The 18,886-nt window shown below is 47.1% G+C and carries 18 protein-coding genes; 17 read left to right on the forward strand and 1 reads right to left on the reverse strand.

Going from position 1 to position 18,886, the window contains the following annotated elements; genetic code table 11:
- From MKR94_RS14585 to MKR94_RS14605, 5 genes are all read left to right on the forward strand, one after another.
- Window positions 1-1,083 carry a DotH/IcmK family type IV secretion protein gene (locus tag MKR94_RS14585; RefSeq protein WP_241647600.1) on the forward strand — a complete coding sequence of 361 codons (1,083 nt, stop codon included), beginning with the start codon at window positions 1-3 and terminating at the stop codon, window positions 1,081-1,083.
- Between the two features lie 3 nt (window positions 1,084-1,086).
- Window positions 1,087-2,415: a conjugal transfer protein TraO gene (gene traO / locus MKR94_RS14590; RefSeq protein WP_241647601.1), complete on the forward strand. Its 1,329-nt coding sequence runs from the start codon at window positions 1,087-1,089 to the stop codon at window positions 2,413-2,415.
- A gap of 6 nt (window positions 2,416-2,421) precedes the next feature.
- Complete coding sequence (gene traP, locus MKR94_RS14595; protein WP_241647602.1) at window positions 2,422-3,126, forward strand: conjugal transfer protein TraP; 705 nt, start codon at window positions 2,422-2,424, stop codon at window positions 3,124-3,126.
- Between the two features lie 9 nt (window positions 3,127-3,135).
- Window positions 3,136-3,672 (forward strand): conjugal transfer protein TraQ, encoded by a 537-nt coding sequence (gene traQ, locus MKR94_RS14600; protein WP_241647603.1) that lies wholly within the window; start codon window positions 3,136-3,138, stop codon window positions 3,670-3,672.
- Window positions 3,673-3,747: 75 nt separating this feature from the next.
- Window positions 3,748-4,146: a DUF6750 family protein gene (locus MKR94_RS14605; RefSeq protein WP_241647604.1), complete on the forward strand. Its 399-nt coding sequence runs from the start codon at window positions 3,748-3,750 to the stop codon at window positions 4,144-4,146.
- A 108-nt stretch (window positions 4,147-4,254) separates the two neighbouring features.
- Here the strand turns inward: MKR94_RS14605 and MKR94_RS14610 are convergent, their stop codons facing one another.
- Window positions 4,255-4,407, reverse strand: coding sequence for a hypothetical protein (locus MKR94_RS14610; RefSeq protein ID WP_241647605.1), 153 nt, complete (start codon window positions 4,405-4,407; stop codon window positions 4,255-4,257).
- On the opposite strand from MKR94_RS14610, the gene MKR94_RS14615 reads away from it, so the two are divergent.
- The 12 genes from MKR94_RS14615 to MKR94_RS14670 all read left to right on the forward strand — a co-directional run bounded on the left by MKR94_RS14615 (window position 4,406) and on the right by MKR94_RS14670 (window position 18,535).
- Complete coding sequence (locus MKR94_RS14615) at window positions 4,406-4,846, forward strand: hypothetical protein (protein WP_241647606.1); 441 nt, start codon at window positions 4,406-4,408, stop codon at window positions 4,844-4,846. The genes MKR94_RS14610 and MKR94_RS14615 overlap by 2 nt on opposite strands.
- Before the next feature lie 8 nt (window positions 4,847-4,854).
- Window positions 4,855-7,908: an ATP-binding protein gene (locus MKR94_RS14620; RefSeq protein ID WP_241647607.1), complete on the forward strand. Its 3,054-nt coding sequence runs from the start codon at window positions 4,855-4,857 to the stop codon at window positions 7,906-7,908.
- A gap of 9 nt (window positions 7,909-7,917) precedes the next feature.
- On the forward strand, window positions 7,918-9,108 hold the full coding sequence (traW, locus tag MKR94_RS14625; protein WP_241647608.1) for a conjugal transfer protein TraW: 1,191 nt from the start codon (window positions 7,918-7,920) through the stop codon (window positions 9,106-9,108).
- Window positions 9,105-9,662, forward strand: coding sequence for a conjugal transfer protein TraX (gene traX, locus MKR94_RS14630; protein WP_241647609.1), 558 nt, complete (start codon window positions 9,105-9,107; stop codon window positions 9,660-9,662). Before traW ends, traX begins: the two co-directional genes overlap by 4 nt.
- 22 nt (window positions 9,663-9,684) lie before the next feature.
- Window positions 9,685-11,823, forward strand: coding sequence for a DotA/TraY family protein (locus MKR94_RS14635; protein WP_241647610.1), 2,139 nt, complete (start codon window positions 9,685-9,687; stop codon window positions 11,821-11,823).
- Window positions 11,824-11,882: 59 nt separating this feature from the next.
- Window positions 11,883-12,530: a plasmid IncI1-type surface exclusion protein ExcA gene (gene excA, locus MKR94_RS14640; protein WP_241647611.1), complete on the forward strand. Its 648-nt coding sequence runs from the start codon at window positions 11,883-11,885 to the stop codon at window positions 12,528-12,530.
- 80 nt (window positions 12,531-12,610) lie between these two features.
- Window positions 12,611-14,119, forward strand: a complete 1,509-nt coding sequence (locus tag MKR94_RS14645) for a secretion/conjugation apparatus DotM-related subunit (RefSeq protein ID WP_241647612.1) — start codon at window positions 12,611-12,613, stop codon at window positions 14,117-14,119.
- A gap of 8 nt (window positions 14,120-14,127) precedes the next feature.
- Entirely contained in the window at window positions 14,128-15,189 is a 1,062-nt protein-coding gene (locus MKR94_RS14650) for a DsbC family protein (RefSeq protein WP_241647613.1), read from the forward strand.
- Window positions 15,176-17,338, forward strand: coding sequence for an F-type conjugative transfer protein TrbC (gene trbC / locus MKR94_RS14655; RefSeq protein ID WP_241647614.1), 2,163 nt, complete (start codon window positions 15,176-15,178; stop codon window positions 17,336-17,338). Before MKR94_RS14650 ends, trbC begins: the two co-directional genes overlap by 14 nt.
- Window positions 17,339-17,389: 51 nt before the next feature.
- Entirely contained in the window at window positions 17,390-17,920 is a 531-nt protein-coding gene (locus MKR94_RS14660) for a phospholipase D family nuclease (protein WP_241647615.1), read from the forward strand.
- Window positions 17,921-17,928: 8 nt separating this feature from the next.
- Window positions 17,929-18,183: a hypothetical protein gene (locus MKR94_RS14665; protein WP_241647616.1), complete on the forward strand. Its 255-nt coding sequence runs from the start codon at window positions 17,929-17,931 to the stop codon at window positions 18,181-18,183.
- 19 nt (window positions 18,184-18,202) lie between these two features.
- Window positions 18,203-18,535 (forward strand): hypothetical protein, encoded by a 333-nt coding sequence (locus MKR94_RS14670; protein ID WP_241647617.1) that lies wholly within the window; start codon window positions 18,203-18,205, stop codon window positions 18,533-18,535.
- Window positions 18,536-18,886 lie beyond the last annotated feature (351 nt).

The following is an 18,886-nucleotide window of genomic DNA, read 5'->3' on the forward strand; positions in this document are numbered from 1 at the left end:
ATGAAAAAATATTTTGTCTTATCCCTGCTAGCCCTTGCGTGTAGTCAAAGTTTTGCGGCAGACACGACGACGCCAGCAAATAACGAGCAGACTCAAGGTAATTGGCAACCGGCAGTGAATATGGGGGGAATTTCTCCCCAAGCTCCGGCAACAAGTACTCCGCCTTCAGCACCGACCTCAGCGAGTAACGCGAGTACTACTAATCAAAACGCCCAGGCAGCTAACCAAAATACACAGTCGGGGAACACTAATCCGCCGGATACGACGACAAGCTCAAGTGACTCTCTGCCGCCGCCCTCACCGATTTATCAGGCAGCACAGCAGCAAGTCTCGCCCTTATCGCCGGATGAAATTAGAACGCTTCGAGGCCAAAGCGAGCAAAATAAACGGGCAATGAGTTCACCGACTCAAACAATCGTGCCGCGTATTAGTGCGCAAACTGTAGACCTTTCACCAGGTTCTAGCCTGCCGCTTGTTCGTGCCGCAGTAAATTACACGTCTAACGTTAGTTTTACTGACGCAACTGGCGCTCCGTGGCCCTTAGCTGCACCGGCTTTGAGTGCTAATGCTAACGATTTTGCGGTCTATAGCATTCCTAACGGTCCCATCATTACGCTTAAGGCTAATCGAGCTTATGCGACCGGTAGCGTCACGGTTTATCTCAAGGGACTTTCAGTTCCAATTGTTTTGACCGTTTCAAGTGGGGATACAGATAGTCGTAAGAACGTATGGACCGTAGATAGCCGCTTAGATTTACGTATACCAAGACGCGGACCTCAAGCCGCACCGATGGCAGAGCCTGAGTCGAAAATCGGCCTTTACGATGACGTGCTACAAGCCTTTTTAGATGGTACGCCGCCGCAAGGCGCACAGCGTCTTAAAGTCTCAGGTGGTGTCCCAGAAACGACAGTTTGGCAGATGGGCGATGATCTTTATATCCGCTCCCGCGCTGACTTAATGGAAGAATTCGATCAAACCCTATCTTCTGCTGATGGGATGCACTTATGGAAAATGCCGGTGACGCCTTATGCGACCTTTTCCGTGATGGGCCATGCCGTCCCCTTAAACATTACGCTGGAGTAAAACATGGCTACAGAAAAAGACGCCGGTCGCGATAAACGCATTGTCATGTCGCTTATTGCCGCCGCAGTTGTCGTGGCGTGCGGCGGAACCTACGTCGCATGGTCTTACCTGCATTCCCCAAAAGATACGCCGTCACGCATCGATGTGAGTAATGTTGCTAACTCGACAAATCGCCATGCGCAAGAAACACCGGCTTATCGAAATCTGCTCTCTGAATACAATAATGAAGGAGCTGAACAAGCGCAAAAAGATAATCAAAGCTTTATTGCAAGTATCCCGGTCGGACAAGGAACAACCGTAAATACACCGCCGCCACCGGATCGCCGAAGACCTACTCAACACAAACCGCAAACGCATACTCAGCAGACCAATACTCAGCAAAAGGGGGATGGATTGACGGATATGCAGCGAGCAGCACTTAAAAAAATGATGGGACAAATAACCGGTGATACGGGCCAACTTCAGGAGGTTGCGGCTATCGGTGTCAGTACTGAACCGGGTGCTGAAGACGGCAAAGGGTCTAACGGAAATAAAACCAGCGCCTTTTCAGGCTGGGCGGATTCGATTACCGTACAAAATACGGCTTATAACGTGACGAGTAGTAAAGATCAGCCAGCGATTGAGCTGATACCGGCTTTCACGCGTGCGCCAGGTTCGATAACGATTGGCGTTGATTCGGATAACTCCTCTACGCCGGTGATAGGGACTATCTGGTCGGGGCCGTATCGTGGGGCGAGCTTTAAAGCCGACCGCTCTCAGCTTGCCGGTGATGGTGTCGTGATCCACTTCACCTCTATGTATTGGAATCACAAAAGCTATACCGTTGACGCCTACGCTCTGAAAGATTCAACACTTATGGCGAACGTTGCAACGAACGTCAATCACCGTTACTGGTCGCGGATCTTACTGCCTGCTATTGCCAGCGGTATTGGTAAAGCCGGACAACTTTACCAGGATGCGAATACGGATATTTTGACGAATGGTTATTCAACAGTAACAAGTCACGCCTCTATGCCTAATAGCACGGCGGTAACAGGCGTCATAGCAGGCGGAACTGCTGCGCAAGCCGCAGACGTACTTAAGCAAGATGCGGCTAAACTTCCCGTAACGCAGGCGACTATCGATGCAGGACAGCCGGTATATATCCAGTTCATGTCCTCGGTAACGACGGCTGACGAAGTTAAGGCACACGGTTCGTCAGGCACTACAACGACGACCTCAAGTTCGACCCAATCGCAACTACCAAGGCCAACTCTTGCACAGCTTCGGGAGCAAACCCGAGCGCAAATCCAAAGTCAGTTACCTAGCTCGCAAACTACGCCCTCGGAGTAAACAAAAATGAATGAGTTTGAACAGTCGCCAAGTAGCGACGGCCCAACGCTGCCTAGTCCTCAGCATAAGCCTAAAAAAGATATTAAGTATCTGATGACGGAAAAACAGTACTTCATGGGACTTACTGGAGTTTGGCTAGCAGGGATAGCGGTAGTGCTATGTATCTTTGCGTTCTACTTACTTTCAAGTAATCAGCCTTCTTCACCAGACGTTAATGACCTTGCAGGTCTACAAGATACCCAAGTCGATACACCGGCACAGGCGAATCAAAACTTACCTCAGTCTCAGCCGACTGTAGACGATAGCCAGGTTCGAAACGAAGTCGCTCAAATGGTTAATGGCGTCAAAGAGTATTCTCAGACTAACCGCCAGGCCATTGAGCGACTATCCCAGACGGTACAAACGCTCTCATCGCAAGTCGTAAGCGCTCAGCAAATGACACAACAGTATCAAGAGCAAATTAACTCACTAAATTCCCGTATCGCAGAGCTTGAGACTAATCGCGTCAATGGTTATGCACCACGTCAGGTAGCCCGCCATTCTCCGACCGCCTCGATGCATGTCAGCGCGATAGATAACGGTATGGCTTGGATACTTTGGAGCGGTAAAACGTGGGCAGTGAAAGAAGGTGATTCTCTTGGACGTTTAACGGTGACGCAGATCGATGCGCCTAATCGTCAAGTCTTCACAACTGCCGGTGTTATCCGTTAAGGGGGCTAAATGAGTGGTGATGCAGTCAGCGCTCTGGTCACCTTTGCGAGTGGGATTTTCTCAAGCGGTGTCAGTTTCGTTGTTGTGGCGGCGAGTTTTTTTGGCGTAGTCGGGGCGATTAGCGTCCTATCTAGAGAATCAGCACTCGCTAAAAAGGTACCAGGTCATAGTGGCGGCGGAAAAGTCATTGGTGTGCTCCTCATCTGCGGGATGCTTGTTGCGATTGAACAAATTATCTCGCGAGGATCGAGCCAATTTGGTTGGTCCGGGGCAAGTTTCGATGAGGTGTCCTACGTATCCGAATCGACATTCGGCGTTGGTGCACAAGCTGCTAATGCGATGTTAACGCTCATTCGCTTACTTGGGATGGTCTTCGCTCTAATGGGGCTTATGCGTATTAAGCGCTCGATGAAAGATGGACACACTGGGCTATCAGCAAGTGAGGATGTTTCATCGGGGATCGTGCGCTTCATTCTTGGGGTTCTCGCTTTTTGTAACCCCTATCTCCTTGACGCCTTACAAAACTCTCTGGGTTTGGCGTTCTAAAAGCCGTTAATCGGTAACTTACTTTTCATACTCACCGCATAGCGGTATTTCAATTCAATATAGCAAGGATAAATCATGTCTATTTCAAACCTATTTCTAAAAACCTGCGTACAAGCTCATGAAACTCGTGTGAGCCTTAAAAAGAAAGCCGTCGGCGCGCTTGTCACATTCGCAGCAGCTAGCCCTATGTTAGCCCATGCAGATAGCGATATTGCTGGAATGTTCGATACAGTCGCAACCGGTATGTCAGACGGTGAAAAAGATCTGCTCATTGCAGCCGAGTTCATTGGAGTTATTTTCGTCATTGGTGCGGTGATTGCGATGAAAAACAAAAAGGATAATCCGCAAATTAGTACGGCAAAAATTGCAGCATCGCTTATCGCTGGAGTTTGTTTGGTAAGCCTTTCTGAAATCATCCGTCGCTCACAAAGTCAGGCGGGCTTAACCAACGTCACCGTTGGTTCAGGTAGCTAATAAACCCGAGGGCAGCGCAAGCTGTCCTCAGGCTTTCAGTGCTCATTAACCAGTAGTGAGTAGTGCAAGCCTAGCCCTTAATCCTTGGAGTGACGTTTTGACACAGTCTCATTTTTCCTTACCGTGGCTTGATGTCAGCGGTGAAGACATCCCCCCGACGCCTATAGCGGCAAACGCTACATGCTGCGCCCTGTGTAAATGGCCCGCAGAAAGGTTATTTAAATTCGACTCACCATTACCGAAATTATCAACAGAAGACATGCAAGTTCCCGGACCGGCGACCCACGCGTTGTGTTCGCTGTGTTGGTTAAGCCTGCATCTGGACAGTCCCTCAGCGGCTTACGGCGTGCTGTGTTGGTTACCAGGGATAAGCCCTGTAGACGTTATTAACCTTCAACGAATGGCGCTTATTGCAAGTTTAGATGGGAATAGGGGGCAGAAAAAAACCGGACGTAAGGTTTTAAAATGGCTTTTTCGTCATAAGAAAGAAACTGATTACTACTGGAAGAGTGTAAGACCGGTCGAGTTCGCCCAAGCGCTTTCGCGCCAGCATCCAGATGAACGCTTAATTTTACGCAAACAGTTAGCGGGAACGCACCTCGTTATGTCCCTTGACGCTTTTAGCGACTCATCGCTACTACTACCCGCCGGGATTACGGCAGAACAGTTACTAGCAACCCTTACTTTACCCGCCTTGTAGGAGTAAACATGTCCAAGCTTATTGATAAGGCGGAAGATATTCTTTCGTCAATTAGCCGTTTTGTTGTATCCAGTGATTTACCGGATTACTGCGATTTGCGCACGATTGTTAGACTTACCCCAACAGATAAAAGCTTTCGCCCTAACCTATCAAAACCTTACATCGCCGTGACAGAAAAAGGCGATTATTGTACGACGTTCGAAGCGCAGGGTAGTTTTTGCGAGATGGATGAGTCAGCAGATAGAGATAAGAAATTCTCTTTTGATGGATTTATTGAACGCGTTACGACGGCTTTAACGACAGATTTTAAATCACCCGGCCATAAAATTAGCATGGTGTTTGAAAGTGACCCACATAGGGCCAAAGAAGAATTAGAACGCCTATTCGCTCATCATTACAGCTCGATTGATCGCACTAATCTGGCGATGAAAGATTTGCTCGATGAAAAGATAGAGAAAATAGCGCCGTGGGTGAGCCGGGAGCGGGCATTCGTAACATGCTGGTCTTCACGTGTAGGCATGTCGGCGCACGAACTTAAGAGTGAAAATAAGCGTATTGCACAAATTGCTGCAAAAGCCCCGCCGCACCGCTTCGGACAAAACCCCGCATATTCTGAGTTAACAGGCTTGAAAATCCGTCATGACGCCTTCTTAAGCGTCGTGGAACATGCTTTTAATGATTCAGGTGATGGTCTACTCATGGACGTAATTGATGTACCTTCACTGGGCAATCATATTCGTCAGCAGGTTGACCGCAACGGCACTTCTGATAATTGGTGCCCGGCTATCCCAGGCGAAAAACTTCGTCCGAGTGGACGACGAAAAGGTAACGATATTTCGCCATTTATGGCCCCGTGGTTGAATTTTCAGATAATGAATTGTGATGCCAAAACGGACGATAATTTCATCTGTATCAATGGCGTTTGGCACGCGACGTTATCAGTATCACTAGGACCGCAGCAGATAATGCACTTTTCTAGACTAAAAGCGCTTATTCCTCGTGAGGTCCCCTATCGTATTCGTTTTGACATCATGCCTGGCGGTATGGCAGCCCTTGGATGGAAAAAATTCATCTTAGATTTCTCGGCCTTCATTCCAAGCCTGCGCCCTATTTGGGAATCCGTTGATGCGCTACAAAAACGCGATGCATTTGAGCCAGTCTGTGTCATGACTATTTGTGCATCGACATGGGGTAATAGCAAAGAAGAAGCTCTACAGAACCTAACGCTCTTACAAAAAGCGTTTCAAGGTTGGGGCGTATGTGAAGTCACTACAGTATTCGGCGATCCGTTCAAGGCATGGGCATCAACACTTGTGTCCGCCAGAACTGGCGGCGGCCCACATGCTTTATATCCGCCGCTGGGTGAGGCGCTAAGTATGCTGCCGCTAGGGCGTCCAGCATCAGCCTGGACGGATAATGCAAGCGTCGTATTCCCGACCCCTGATGGAAAAATGGTCCCGGTCGTTTTAGCCTCATCGCAACAAACCAAGCATACCGAAATCATTGCCGGTGTGCCGGGATCGGGTAAATCGTTGATGCTTAACATGCTAGATAACTCACTTGTGACGACGGCGCAAACGCATATCCCGTTTATTGCAAAAGTTGATAAGGGCTATAGCGCACAGGGGCAGATTCAGCTTATCCGTGACAACTTACCAGAGCATCGTAAAGATGAGGTGATTGGGATCGTTTTACGAAATGACCCTTCGCACTGTAAGAACATGTTTGATCTTCAGCTCGGTGCAAAATACCCGCTAGAGCCTGAGCGTTCTTGGATGGTTAGCGTGCTGTATGCAATGTGTATCGACCCGACGACCGGTAACCCGCCGAATGCTGGGGACATTCGCACTTTACTTGAAAGAATCGTCATGATTGCGTTTAAGCGAAACGCCGAAATAGAGCCGCGTTGCTATGCGCCGGGTGAAGCGCCTGAAGTCGATGAAGCATTACGTCAGTCAGGACTTTTCGAGAAGTACGACGAGCATTGGTGGGAAGTCTGCCCTTACTACGACGTGCGCGATATGCTCTTTGACGCCGGTTTTGAGAGTGCGGCACAATCTGCGCAGTTCATGGCGGTGCCAGAACTCACCGATATGCAAAACTCGTTAAGTGATGAGGAGATTACCAGCTCGTTCGGAAAGGTCACACGGGATGGGTCAAACTCTGACTTATTGGTCGAGTATGTAAGTCGTCGGCTAGGTGCTGCCACATCAGAGTTTAAAATGCTTGCTGGACGCACGCAGTTTGTTATCAGCCCGCAGACCCGCATCATAGCTGTCGATTTAAACAATGTTACGGGTGATACCACTAAAGCCGGTCAGCTAAAAACGGGGATTATGTATCTCTTTGCCGGTCAAATCAGCGGCGGACATTTCATTTTGCCGCAATATCAAGACGAGCTACTTAAAAGCGTGCCTAAAATGTATCACACGATGCACTTAGATAGACTTGAGCAGCTTGATCAAGAGGTTAAAACCAAGCTTTATGACGAGCTGCATAATGCAAAAGACGTCCCTTTTATCTTCCAAGCCCTTGAGACCCAAGACCGTGAGCAGCGTAAGTTCGGTATTCGAACCGTTCTAAGCTCGCAGTACCTGGGCGATTTCCCTGATGTCATTTTAAAATCAGCCAACTCACTCTACCTGATGGATTGTCGTAACGAAGATGCGCAGATTCTAACTAAGCATTTCGACGTACCCGAAGTGACGGTAAACCGGTTCTTACAGATCCCAAGAGGACCGGCCCCTGATGGAAGCGGCCCAAGCTTCCTCGGAGTATTTCGAACTAAATCAGGTCGTATTGCTCGGATCCTAAAAAACACAATGGGCGCAAAGGAAATTTGGGCATTGAACTCAACGCCTTCTGATACAGCCTTGCGCAAACAACTCTACAGCGAGTTAGACGGTCGTACTGCCCGCGATATTCTCGCAGAAAGTTTCCCAAGCGGCTCAGCAAATAGGCTTATCGAAACTCGCCGTAAGCGAGCTGGCGAGCGAGACGGCACGAGAATAATTGCCCAACTTGCTGACGAGCTTATCGACAAGCGCGGATACCGGATTTAAGGATTTTCTATGAAATTAAAACTATTAACGGTAAGCCTGCTGGGCGTGAGTACTCACGCCTTTGCTTATCCAGTGACGGTCGTTGCAAGTGCGCCGATAACCGGTCAAGTGGTCCCTGCGTTAACCTCGATTGAGGCGACGCTTGGTGAAATTCTCACAACCGATACCGAAATCGGCAGCGCCATCACACAGGCCAGCGATAAAAATACAGCCGTACTGAGTGAAGGCTTCCAAGCACAACGTCAAACAGACGCATTCGGGAGAGAAACAGACCGGCTTGAGAAAGCGCGAGCAAGCTTTTCTGTCCCGGATAGCATCTGTAGCGAATCAGCCTCCGGTGTCGCTTCACAGGTAGGGAGTAGCTCGGCGGCGATGCAGTCTTCTTTATCCAGTGGCTCGGGGATTTCTAATAGTGCAATAAAAACGGCAGTTTCTTCCGTTCCGGTACTACCCGCGCAAGAAGACTATCGCAGTGCTGCGATACACGCGAAGTATTGCACATCTGAAGAATATGCTCAGTACGGCGGTACTGAGTTATGCCAGGCGACGTCAAGTTTGCCCGGAGGCGATACGGAAGTGAGGTCCGTACTACAGGGTGCGGGAAGTGTTGGTAAAACTCCCGATCTGACCTTCACAGACGATCAAGTAGATGCTGCAATGGCTTATCTACGTAATTCATCAAAGCATTCTGTCGGTCGCACATTAGGAAAGGGTGAGATCAAAACCGCCTCAGGTTGGCGTTATCAAGGTTTGATGACGCAATATAAATCCATTCAAAACGCAGCCATGCAGCCTCAGCTTGAAATGATTGCTGACAGTAAACCTAACTCTGATACCAAAGAGGCGCTAGCAGAGTCCCTAGAAAACGCGTCAGCGAAGTCTTATTACAACGATACGGCCTCAGCAGAGGCGCAGAGCAGTGGCGAGATGAGCAACCGTGAATTTGAGTCATTCGAAGTCGGGCGGCGGTACGCTAATACCGAATATGAGACAGACCTTCAGCAAATGGACGGCGATAACTTGATGCGTGAGCTTATCCGGGTCCAAAGTCTCTCAAATTGGATACAGCTTGGCGTCAAAAATGAAATAAGAGAATCCAACATTATTGCAGGCCAGGCGCTCGCCCTCACGGCAGACAAAACCTACGGGCCTAAGATGGAAAGCTTGATGTCGCAAATTAGCGGAGGTGTTGCGAAATGAATGATGTAAAGCAGACCGAAGACAGTCCAGGCATTGCAAGAAAGATAGCCCGGACGAGCTATCGCGTAGCAAATATTCTCTTTCCACTAGGTGAAATGACTTCGCTCGGTAAAACGACAACTCGTTCTCTAACACAAACAGTGAAACGAGCCAACGAGCTACGAAAGAGTATTAAGAAGGCGAATTCAACTCAGCTCACCTTTTCTCAGGCAGTAGGCGAAAGTGGGATGTCGAAACCACAACTTATTCGCAAGTTCACGTTACTCAAGCGTTTTTGGTGGGTGATTTCCCTCACAGGTGTGATCATGATGCCTTTACTCCTTATCATGATCTTGCTCGCGTTCAAGTCGTTGCCAGGAATTATCATCATACGAGCGTTAACGTATTTTATAATTTTCACCCTCTTTAGTGCAGTCGCGATAAGCAAAGTTATCGTGAGTGAGCTGCGCTTATGGCAACTATCAAACGAGCGGCTCACGCCTGAGGATAAAGGTACATTTAATGATTTTCGCCAGTCCGACGATTGGATAAAACGCTGTATCACTCCTTTCTGACGCCAAAACTCCTAGGTTACCTATGAATAAATTTAAACAGCTCTTCTCAGCGCTGATTTTGTTGTGCCTGTCGCTACCCGCTTTGGCAGACGATGTGACGTACAGCAGTATTAGCAGTGCCGCCCAGAATAGTAGCGATTTATCAAGACAAGCCCTTGTCGCTATCTTCGGCGATGTTGTGACATCGCCTTTTAGTACAACCGATACGACAGTAATCGGCTCATTGTTCGGCATACTTAATGGTGTTTTGTGTGCGATAGCGCTGTTCTGGTTTTTGACCGTCACGCTTAAAGGTGTCGTCAAATCGGGATCAGAGGGAAAGGTTTTCGGGCAAGCTCGAAGTATGCTCGCGCCGGTGATGTCATTTGCGGGGTTTATTTCACTCGTTCCGACTTCCTCAGGATGGTCTATCGCACAGCTAATAATGTTATGGGCAGCCTCAGTAATGGGGGTCGGTAGCGCGAACCTTCTTACCGATAAAGCCGTCGATATGATGGACTCGGGCTACTCGTTAGTCACCCAGCCCACATCTACTGATACGCGTGCCTCAGCACGACAAATCTTTGAGATGGACCTTTGTAAGTATGCAGTCAATTCACAGCTCGAAAGCTTCTATAACGACTCGGGTAGCGCATCGACAGAGACGATGAAAACAACGTCAAGTGATGGAAGTTATGTCACTAGCAACGGATCAGCAAGTTGCGGCAGCGCATCAATCCCGACGACGACCCGTAGCAGCAGTTGGAGCATCATATTCGATTCGGATGTAGATACGTCAGCTATCGTCGATGCGCAAAAAGAAGCGCTGTCGCAAATGCAGAGTACGCTAGATAGCGCCGCATCGAGCTTTGTAGCAAGCTTTATTAGCAAACGGGATAATGATTCAGGATCGTTAAGTGACATTGAAACAATCATCCAGAACGCCGCGAGTACTTACGAGACAACAGTCAACAGCGCAGTCAATAACATTGATTACGAAGACAGTCTACAAAGTACCTTAAGCAGTAATATTAAAACTTACGGCTGGGCCGCTTTGGGTGCTTGGTACCAGACTTTTGCAACCGCTAACGGTAAAACGAACGACGTCGCCGCGTCTGCACCTAAAACTAGTGGCCCTACTGGTATCGGGGAGTTGGGAAGTAGTGAGCTTTATCAAGAAGTCTTCTCGGCTTACCGCACGCAGCTACAAAATACGACGTATACACCGGCAGTTGGTACGCAAACTGAAAACGATCAGTTTGTGAATGGGTCCAGTACCGATCCGAAATCAGTCTTTGTGGGCTTGTTTAATAGCCCAATGCAGAAAATCACTAACTCAATAGCTACTACCAAAATAGGTAATTCTACAAGTGATAGTGACCAAGTTAATCCGTTACTGAAGATGAAGACTATTGGGGACTACACATTAGACGGAGTAGGTACTGCACTAACGGCTTATGTTGGTGTACAAGCGGGCGTAGCCTTCTCAGGAAATAATATAATAGGGCGTATAACAGAAGGCTTAACCGGTTGGCAGTCAACGGTTGTTGCCGTTCTACAGGCAGTCTCCCCTCCCTTTTATTTTCTTCTTTTCATACTATTTTCCGCAGGATTTAGCCTGGCTGTATTTCTTCCGGCAATTCCCTTCATCTACTGGATGACTGGCTTTGTAAACTGGATTGTCAGTGTGTTAGTAGGCTGTGCTGCCGGGCCAATGTGGGCAGCGACGCACTTAGGAGCGGAAGAAGATAAAGGAAGCCGTGCATCGTATGGTTATGTATTCCTCATCGATATGATGCTGCGACCCTCGCTAATGGTTCTTGGATTTTTCTTCTCCTCGGTAACAATTATCGCAGGCGGAACAGTCCTTAATAAGCTGTCAGCTTCAGCATTAGCAAACATGCAAATTGACTCGTTTACTGGACTATTCATCTCCGTTGGTTGGTTATTGATTTACGCCAGAATATGCACAACGTTTGTGACTAAAGTATTCGCTCTCGTCGTAACGCTACCTGACTACGTAATTAATTTCTTGGGTGGTCGTGATGGCGCAAACCTCATGGGCGGCATGGTTGATTCAGCTTCAAATATTGTCGCTGGATTCGGTAGAGGAGCAACAAAAACACCTGGTATGGATACTCAAGAACGGGATACTACATCTAGTAAAGATGGTATTAAATAGTTATTAAATCAATGATTTATGATATAATTAGTATATAAATACTACATCCGAGGCAAACAATGATTAAGCGAGAACCCAAAAGTTCGGAAACAAGATCTAGAGTTTTAAAAGGACTCTTCGCTATCTTCATCATGCCAATATTTTTTATCTTGGCATGCGTTTACACCTTTACCTACAACGGTAGTTCTTCTTCAAATGGACATGCTGGCGATTGGAAAATCGCTCTATTTTTTTGGTTATTATTTATCATTCCTATAGTAATTAGTTGGCGTACTAACAGACGTTATAAACAAAGAATAAACAATATAATATCTCTCTTCGAAGGGCCGGAATTTCGCCCTCAAGAAGGTAACTCAGTCACTCAAAATTTAGAATACTATTTGGGAGTTGATGCTATAAGAGGGACCATATTATACATTCGCATGACCCGAGACGGCGTATATGACGTTGTTGGACTTGATATGAACGCAGGCTCTTGGACTCGGGTTGAACGTGTGGGTAATAAAGTGAAGTTGTATACTAAAATCCCGGAATGTCCCTCTCTTGAGATTACTGCGCTACGCGGTGAAACCCAAGCACTCAAAATTTACGACATTATTTGTGCCATGCAACACCGTGAGTATGAGTATAAAACTCCGTTCCCTCAATTCGTTAAAAAAACTGCTGACTCGCAGCACTTGGATGTCCATCTAAACGCCTTCATCTGATAGCAATTCAGGCCCCCAACATTGGGGGCTTTTCTACGTTTCTCTGACGCTAAATCTCTTTTTGTTTCCCTGGAGCCTCTATGTCTCAGGTCAAGCCTACTGACTCGTTTGAAAACGATCAGGCGATATTGCTTTTATCGCTTGGTGCTGCCGTATTCTTTATCTGGCTATGGTTTAGTAAGTTCGTTCTCATTGCTTGTACCGCCCTTTACTGGTTGTGGCGGCTTGCAGATTTCTCAACAATACACGCCTATGCGGCAGAGCGGATTAACCTTTTAGCAGACACCGCCAATAATGCAGATAGCGTTACGGCGAAACAGTTCCTCGATGTACTCAATCACACCTCGGGAATTTTATTTATTTTCCTTATTCCCATGTGCATTGCCTGTGTTATCGGCCTTGTAGGTCACCCTTCGTTGGGTCTTCGTAGTAAACGTATGATCAATATCTATTCTCTCCCCCGTGTGATGTCTCGCTTTGCACCGGCAATTGTCCCAGTGCTTGCTGACAGTAAAACGCAAGATTTACTGATGAACGACGAGCGAGAAGAACATCGCTGGGCAATGCACCCTGAAGAGTTTGCAGAAAAATACGACCTTATTAACGCAAAACAGCTTGATCGAGAGAAAGCGAAAGAGGCTTTTCTCACACAACTTGGCGAACGGTTTACAGACGGAAAATCCCTCAAGGATTATGAAAAAGCACTGTTTACGGTTTTTGGTTTACAGGTTTTTTTTAACGACCGGCGTAAAGCTAAACAGCTATTAGATAGCCTTAATCGATCATGCTTAAGCCATAAGGGCAGCAATAAAAACACTTTGCTTCGCCCTGATTTTTCTATCACCGATAAGGAATTTCAAAACGTATGGCAAGTCCCTCAGGTAAAAGAGCTATTCACGACTCATGCCTATGTAAGAACGGCACTCTCAAGTTTACTCGCCAATGATATTCATTTACCCGGTTCTCAATATCGTTGGCTAAAAGGTATTGATCGCACTTTGTGGTATGCGCTGCACTCTACCGATACACAAAGCGTCTTTGTCGAAGGCGCAGGCGTTCTTGCCCAGGCTCGTTTTGAAAAGAAGGTGAGCGAACATAACCTAAACCTCAAAGTGGACTATGTAGAGACTGCCATCGACGGCCTCCAACAAGATCTTGAGACCATCGGTTTAGTTCACGAAAAGCGTACCCCGGAGAAGAAATCAAAGTCGAAAGATATTGATTGGCAAGCCCCCGAGTTATCGACGGGTCCATTTATTGACGATGATCAGGCTGCTTTGTACTCGCCTTTACTTGAAAGCGATACTTATGACCAAGAAAGCCATAGCCCGCAGTTAGAAAGCTCGCATAAGAAAACCGATGATTATGTGCCTGCTCGTAATAGCCCACTGAGTCAAAGTACAGATACTCAAAGCCCAGTAACAACGCAAAATGCAATTCTGATAGAACAGGATGATGACGATTCCTACCTTGAACAATACGCCTCGTCTTATCAACAAGAAAAGCCGGTAAATACGTTTACCCGAACGCCATCTAAGAAGTTAGACGTAAGCCGCGAGACGCCGTTTGACGATGTAAGCGACCTTTAGGAGCTACCATGACTACTACTTTATTTAATGCCGAGATCAAAAAAAATCAACTTATCGCCTTCTCAACACGAAAGGGCCGCAAAGCAATTTTTAGCGTTAATCTGCTCAACCGCCCGTCCTTCTACATCGTAGGCACAACGTTAGTCGCACGTATGCAGTATGGCGAAGAAATAGCCCTGTATGATGCTTTTTCAACCGATGCCGCAGAGCAGCTCTTAGATGTTATCGTAACAGCTATCAAAAAGAATAATCGTCATAAAATCCTTGCCTGCGTTATGTTGGGCGGAATTATTGCTACGACAGCATTGGTCAATGTATTGCACACCAAAGACAAATCGACCTATAGACCAGCATTACCCGCGATGGCCCAAAATACTGCCTCGATTGAGGGACCTCGTGCGATCGCTCATTCTACCCCAATTCAGCGCGTATCGCCGCCACAACAGGTAATTAGAACGCCGCAAGCAAGCACAGGACAGCTAAATCAAGAGAACCCTAATCAACCCTCACCGGCGCAGATTAAAGCCGGTGAAACACGTCTTGCGCAGAATCTTCAAAAAGCAGCGAGTCGTAATCTATTTACTGTCCCATTATCCAATGGTCACGAACGTACTCTATACATTTTCGCTGATCCAAATTGTCCTAATTGCCGTAACTTCGAGCCACTGTTTGAAGCGTTAAGTACTCGTTATAACGTTCAAGTTTTCCCAACGACCGCTATAGGTGGCGAAGAGTCCGCGTCACAGATAAAACCTGTTCTTTGCCTCCCGCCAGAAAAGCGCAAAGCAGCATGGCTTAAGCTCTTCTCTGAAGGGGATAATATGTTGCATATCAACGACCCTAAGTCAGATAAAACGCAAGCACCGGCGCTAGCAGGTAAAGAGTGCGATTTAGCCGCAAAAGCGCTTTCAGTCAACGATGTTGCCTTTAAAAGCTATCACATCCCTGGAACGCCTTGGGTTATCTCTGATGATGGTCGCCACGTCCCACAATCAGTGATGAAAAGCCCTGAAGAGATGGTGAAGTTCATGAGCCAGAATTCGGAGAACAGCCAAGATGAAGAGAAATAAACCTGTAGACAAGACAAAGCTCGGGCGTAAAGTCTATCACTCGCCTCTTGAGGAGATAGCGCTCAACACGTCTTACCTCCTCGCAGCTCTGCTCCTTGGGCTTATTGCTGGGATTATTTGGCCCAGCTCGTTATGGATAACGTTTCCAGTAATGATCTTTTGGATACCCGTTTATCTTTTTAACGAATTTCGCATGCCTTTACGTATGCCCACAGATATGCAGCGTGGTGACCCGTCCACCGAAATGCGCGTACCGGTCAAAATGTGGGGGTTTTTACCGGTCACACGTATGCAACGAAAAATGAGTCGTGCCGCCGGTATTTTATACACCGGCTATGAGCGAACATTTGATGCCGGTCGCGAGTTATGGCTTAGCATGGACGACTTAACTCGCCATTTAATTTTGATGGCCACAACCGGTGCCGGTAAAACTGAAATGCTCTTAGGGTACGTTTTGAATGCTTTAAGCTGGGGAAAAGGAATGATTTTCTCTGATGGTAAAGCGCAAAACGATGTGTACTTTGCTATAGCTTCACTTGCCCGTCGGTTTGGGCGAGAAGACGATGTACGTGTAATTAACTTTATTACCGGCGGTCAGTCTCGATCCCAACGGCTTCTCGATAACGATAAATCACGTCCGCAATCAAACTCGGTCAACCCGTTTGCCCTGGCCCAAGAAACCTACATTATTCAGCTAATGGACTCCATGTTGCCGCCTGCCGGTAACGATGGAGGCTGGCAAGAAAAAGCAAAAGCGATGATCCAGGCTTTGGTGATGGGACTCGTTTATAAATGCCGTAAAGAAAATAAAGTCATGTCACAGCGTACTATCCAAGAGTATTTACCTTTAAGGGAGATCGCTAAACTTTACCAACAAGCAGTTGCGGAAAACTGGCACGATGAGGCAAAGTTACCGCTTAAAAACTACCTCTCTACGCTTGCGGGCTTTGATATGGCCCTTATCAACTCACCTTCTGAGTGGTCGGCCGAAGTACTAAACCAACATGGCTATTTGATACAACAATTCACTCGGATGTTGTCGCTATTTAGCGATACTTACGGTCACGTTTTCGCAAGCGGTGCCGGTGATATAGATTTACGAGACGTCGTTCATAACGACCGCATCCTCGTGATCCTTATTCCCGCACTAGAGCTTTCTTCCAGTGAAGCCGCAACGCTTGGGCGTCTAACGGTCTCTCAGGCAGCGATGATCCTCAGCCAGGACTTAGGGGAAAAATTAGAAGGAAAGGCAAAAGATATTCTTATCGTTAAGAAATTTAAGGACCGATTCCCTTTTCTCTGGATAGCCGATGAAGTGGGTGCCTATTACACGGAAACCTTCGGTCACCTCGCTACACAAGTACGTTCTCTTGGTTATTCCCTGGTGTTAGCGGGGCAAGATCTTCAGCGTTTAAAATCTGCGGCTGGGGACAAGATTTGGACACTCATTGGTAACATGTTTACCCGTGTAGCTGGAACGCTTAATGACCCAAAAGAAACACTTGAGATGTTCCAAAAATCTGGCGGGACTGAATACACCGGCGTTCAAACATCGATGCAACGACAAAACGGCATGTTTGGTGAGAGTACGTTTAGAGATACTGATCAAATATCACTGAAAGAAGAGCAACGTATTACCGTCGAGGAAGTACAACAACTCAATAAAGGCGAGCAAATAACACTGTTTCAAGGTGATGTCGTTCGAGGCTCTTCACTCTACATTGAAGACGACGATAAAATTTCTAGTAGGGATATTCGTATTAATCGATTTATCGAGGTCGCCACACCTAATCTAGACGTTTTAAGAAGCTTTATGACAGTCAGGGAGCGATGGACACTGGCAAGAAACGAAGAAGTAACGCGTATTCTTTCTATTGGTTTGGGGGATAACGACAAGTCACAACAACGTCACCCTCAGCACGCGAAAATTATTGATAGCATTCTTTATACGATTGCCCACGAATTAACAGTTATGGACCTTATAGAAGGCGAAGATACGACGCCTCTAGAGCGTAGTGCCCGGTTATTCTCGTTAACAGCGATCATGCTTAAGGAAACCGGCGGTCGCTACCAAACGCACTACCCTCAGCCTAAGCGGCTGACAGTTAAAGCAGACGAGCTGAAAAACTACGAACGTCGCGCAGCATAACTCCAAGGCGGGACCCCCCGCTTTCCCCCTACCCTTAAACAAGGTATTCATATGATCCGACCTAAGGTCCTAGCCCTCCTCGGGCTAACAGTACTGTGCAGTTTTAGCAGCCAAGCTAGCCCTAATATTCAAGTAGGATTCAGTCCTGAAGGCTCTGCGCAAGCACTCGTACTCAGCACCATTAACCACGCACAAAAAAGTATAAATCTCTCTGGTTATAACTTTAGTGCGGCGGACATCGCATCAGCGTTAAGTCGCGCCGCGAAAAGAGGTGTTGAAGTTAAGCTTATTTTAGATGAGAAAAGTAATCGAAACCGCTACTCACAAGCTGCAATGAACCTAGTAGTCAATGCCGGGGGAAGTGTACGAACGACGGATAATTATAAAATTCACCATGACAAAGTGATCATAGTGGACGACAAGACGGTCGAGACAGGGTCTTTTAATTTTACCAAAGCCGCCGAGTATACGAACTCAGAAAATGTTGTCGTCATGCAAGATTTACCTGACGTGGCAAAAGTCTATTTAAGCCATTGGCGATCTCGATGGGATACGGGTACAAACTGGCAATCAACGTACTAAGGGCTGTTATGTCTAGACCAATCAGAACACTTCCAAAAAAAGATCCGACCGGCAAAGCAAGAATGACTACAAAAGAATTCGCTATTGTTTTGGGGGTCCCCGAGCTGGAACTAGGTCAAGCCTATGCAACGTCAGGCAATTATCAAGGGTTAAAACTACCCGAATCTGTCTTCAAAAATAGCCGCCGTACGCGCTCGTTAGCTTGGAACGAGTGTATCGATTTTGCCGAACTGTTTTTTTCAACATTCAATAAACCTCAATAATCAACGTCAAAGGATAAGTATGAATCGTAAACGCATCATTTCAGCGTTCGTCTTCGCATGTTCAGTAGGCGGCGTAAACTCAGCCAGCGCAAGCGTCGCCCAGCCTGAACAATCTCAGCTAAACCGTGTTTTGGAGTCTCAAAACACGACAAACACACTGCTCACGCAAATTCTTATGACGCTTAAACAAGGCCAGGCCAACAGCGTGCAGGGTGACGACAAAACCAATTGCTTCGCCGGTGAAAAAACTTACTCCCAAGGCTTTGTTATTACGATGTCGGATAACACTGTCATGCGGTGTGACATGAAAAACGGTCACCCTCAATGGGTCAATAACGCTATAGTCTATTAATCGGGGGCATAAGAATGACAGGACAAAATATGACGTGCTCTGAGTGTAGGACTGACATCCCAGTAGGCGCGAAAGTATGTAGAGGATGCCATGCTGAAATCAGTTACGGCACACCTGGTGAGTTACTACTTGTAAGCGCCGGTGCCTGGGTTGGGATAGGCTTTTATTTAAATTCCCACTTTGCGTGGTCCAGCAATATTTCTACCGTTGTAGCCATTGGCGGGTTTGTAGCGACAGTCTTACTACTGGCTAAGGTATTCAAGAACGACGTGAGATTTACCCGAGAAAAAAAGCAAAACAAATAGCGTTGCTACAGAAAACCGCCTAATAGGCGGTTTTTTTTTTGTCCGA

The organism is Rosenbergiella metrosideri (assembly GCF_022602565.1).
Classification (GTDB): Bacteria; Pseudomonadota; Gammaproteobacteria; order Enterobacterales; family Enterobacteriaceae; genus Rosenbergiella; species Rosenbergiella metrosideri.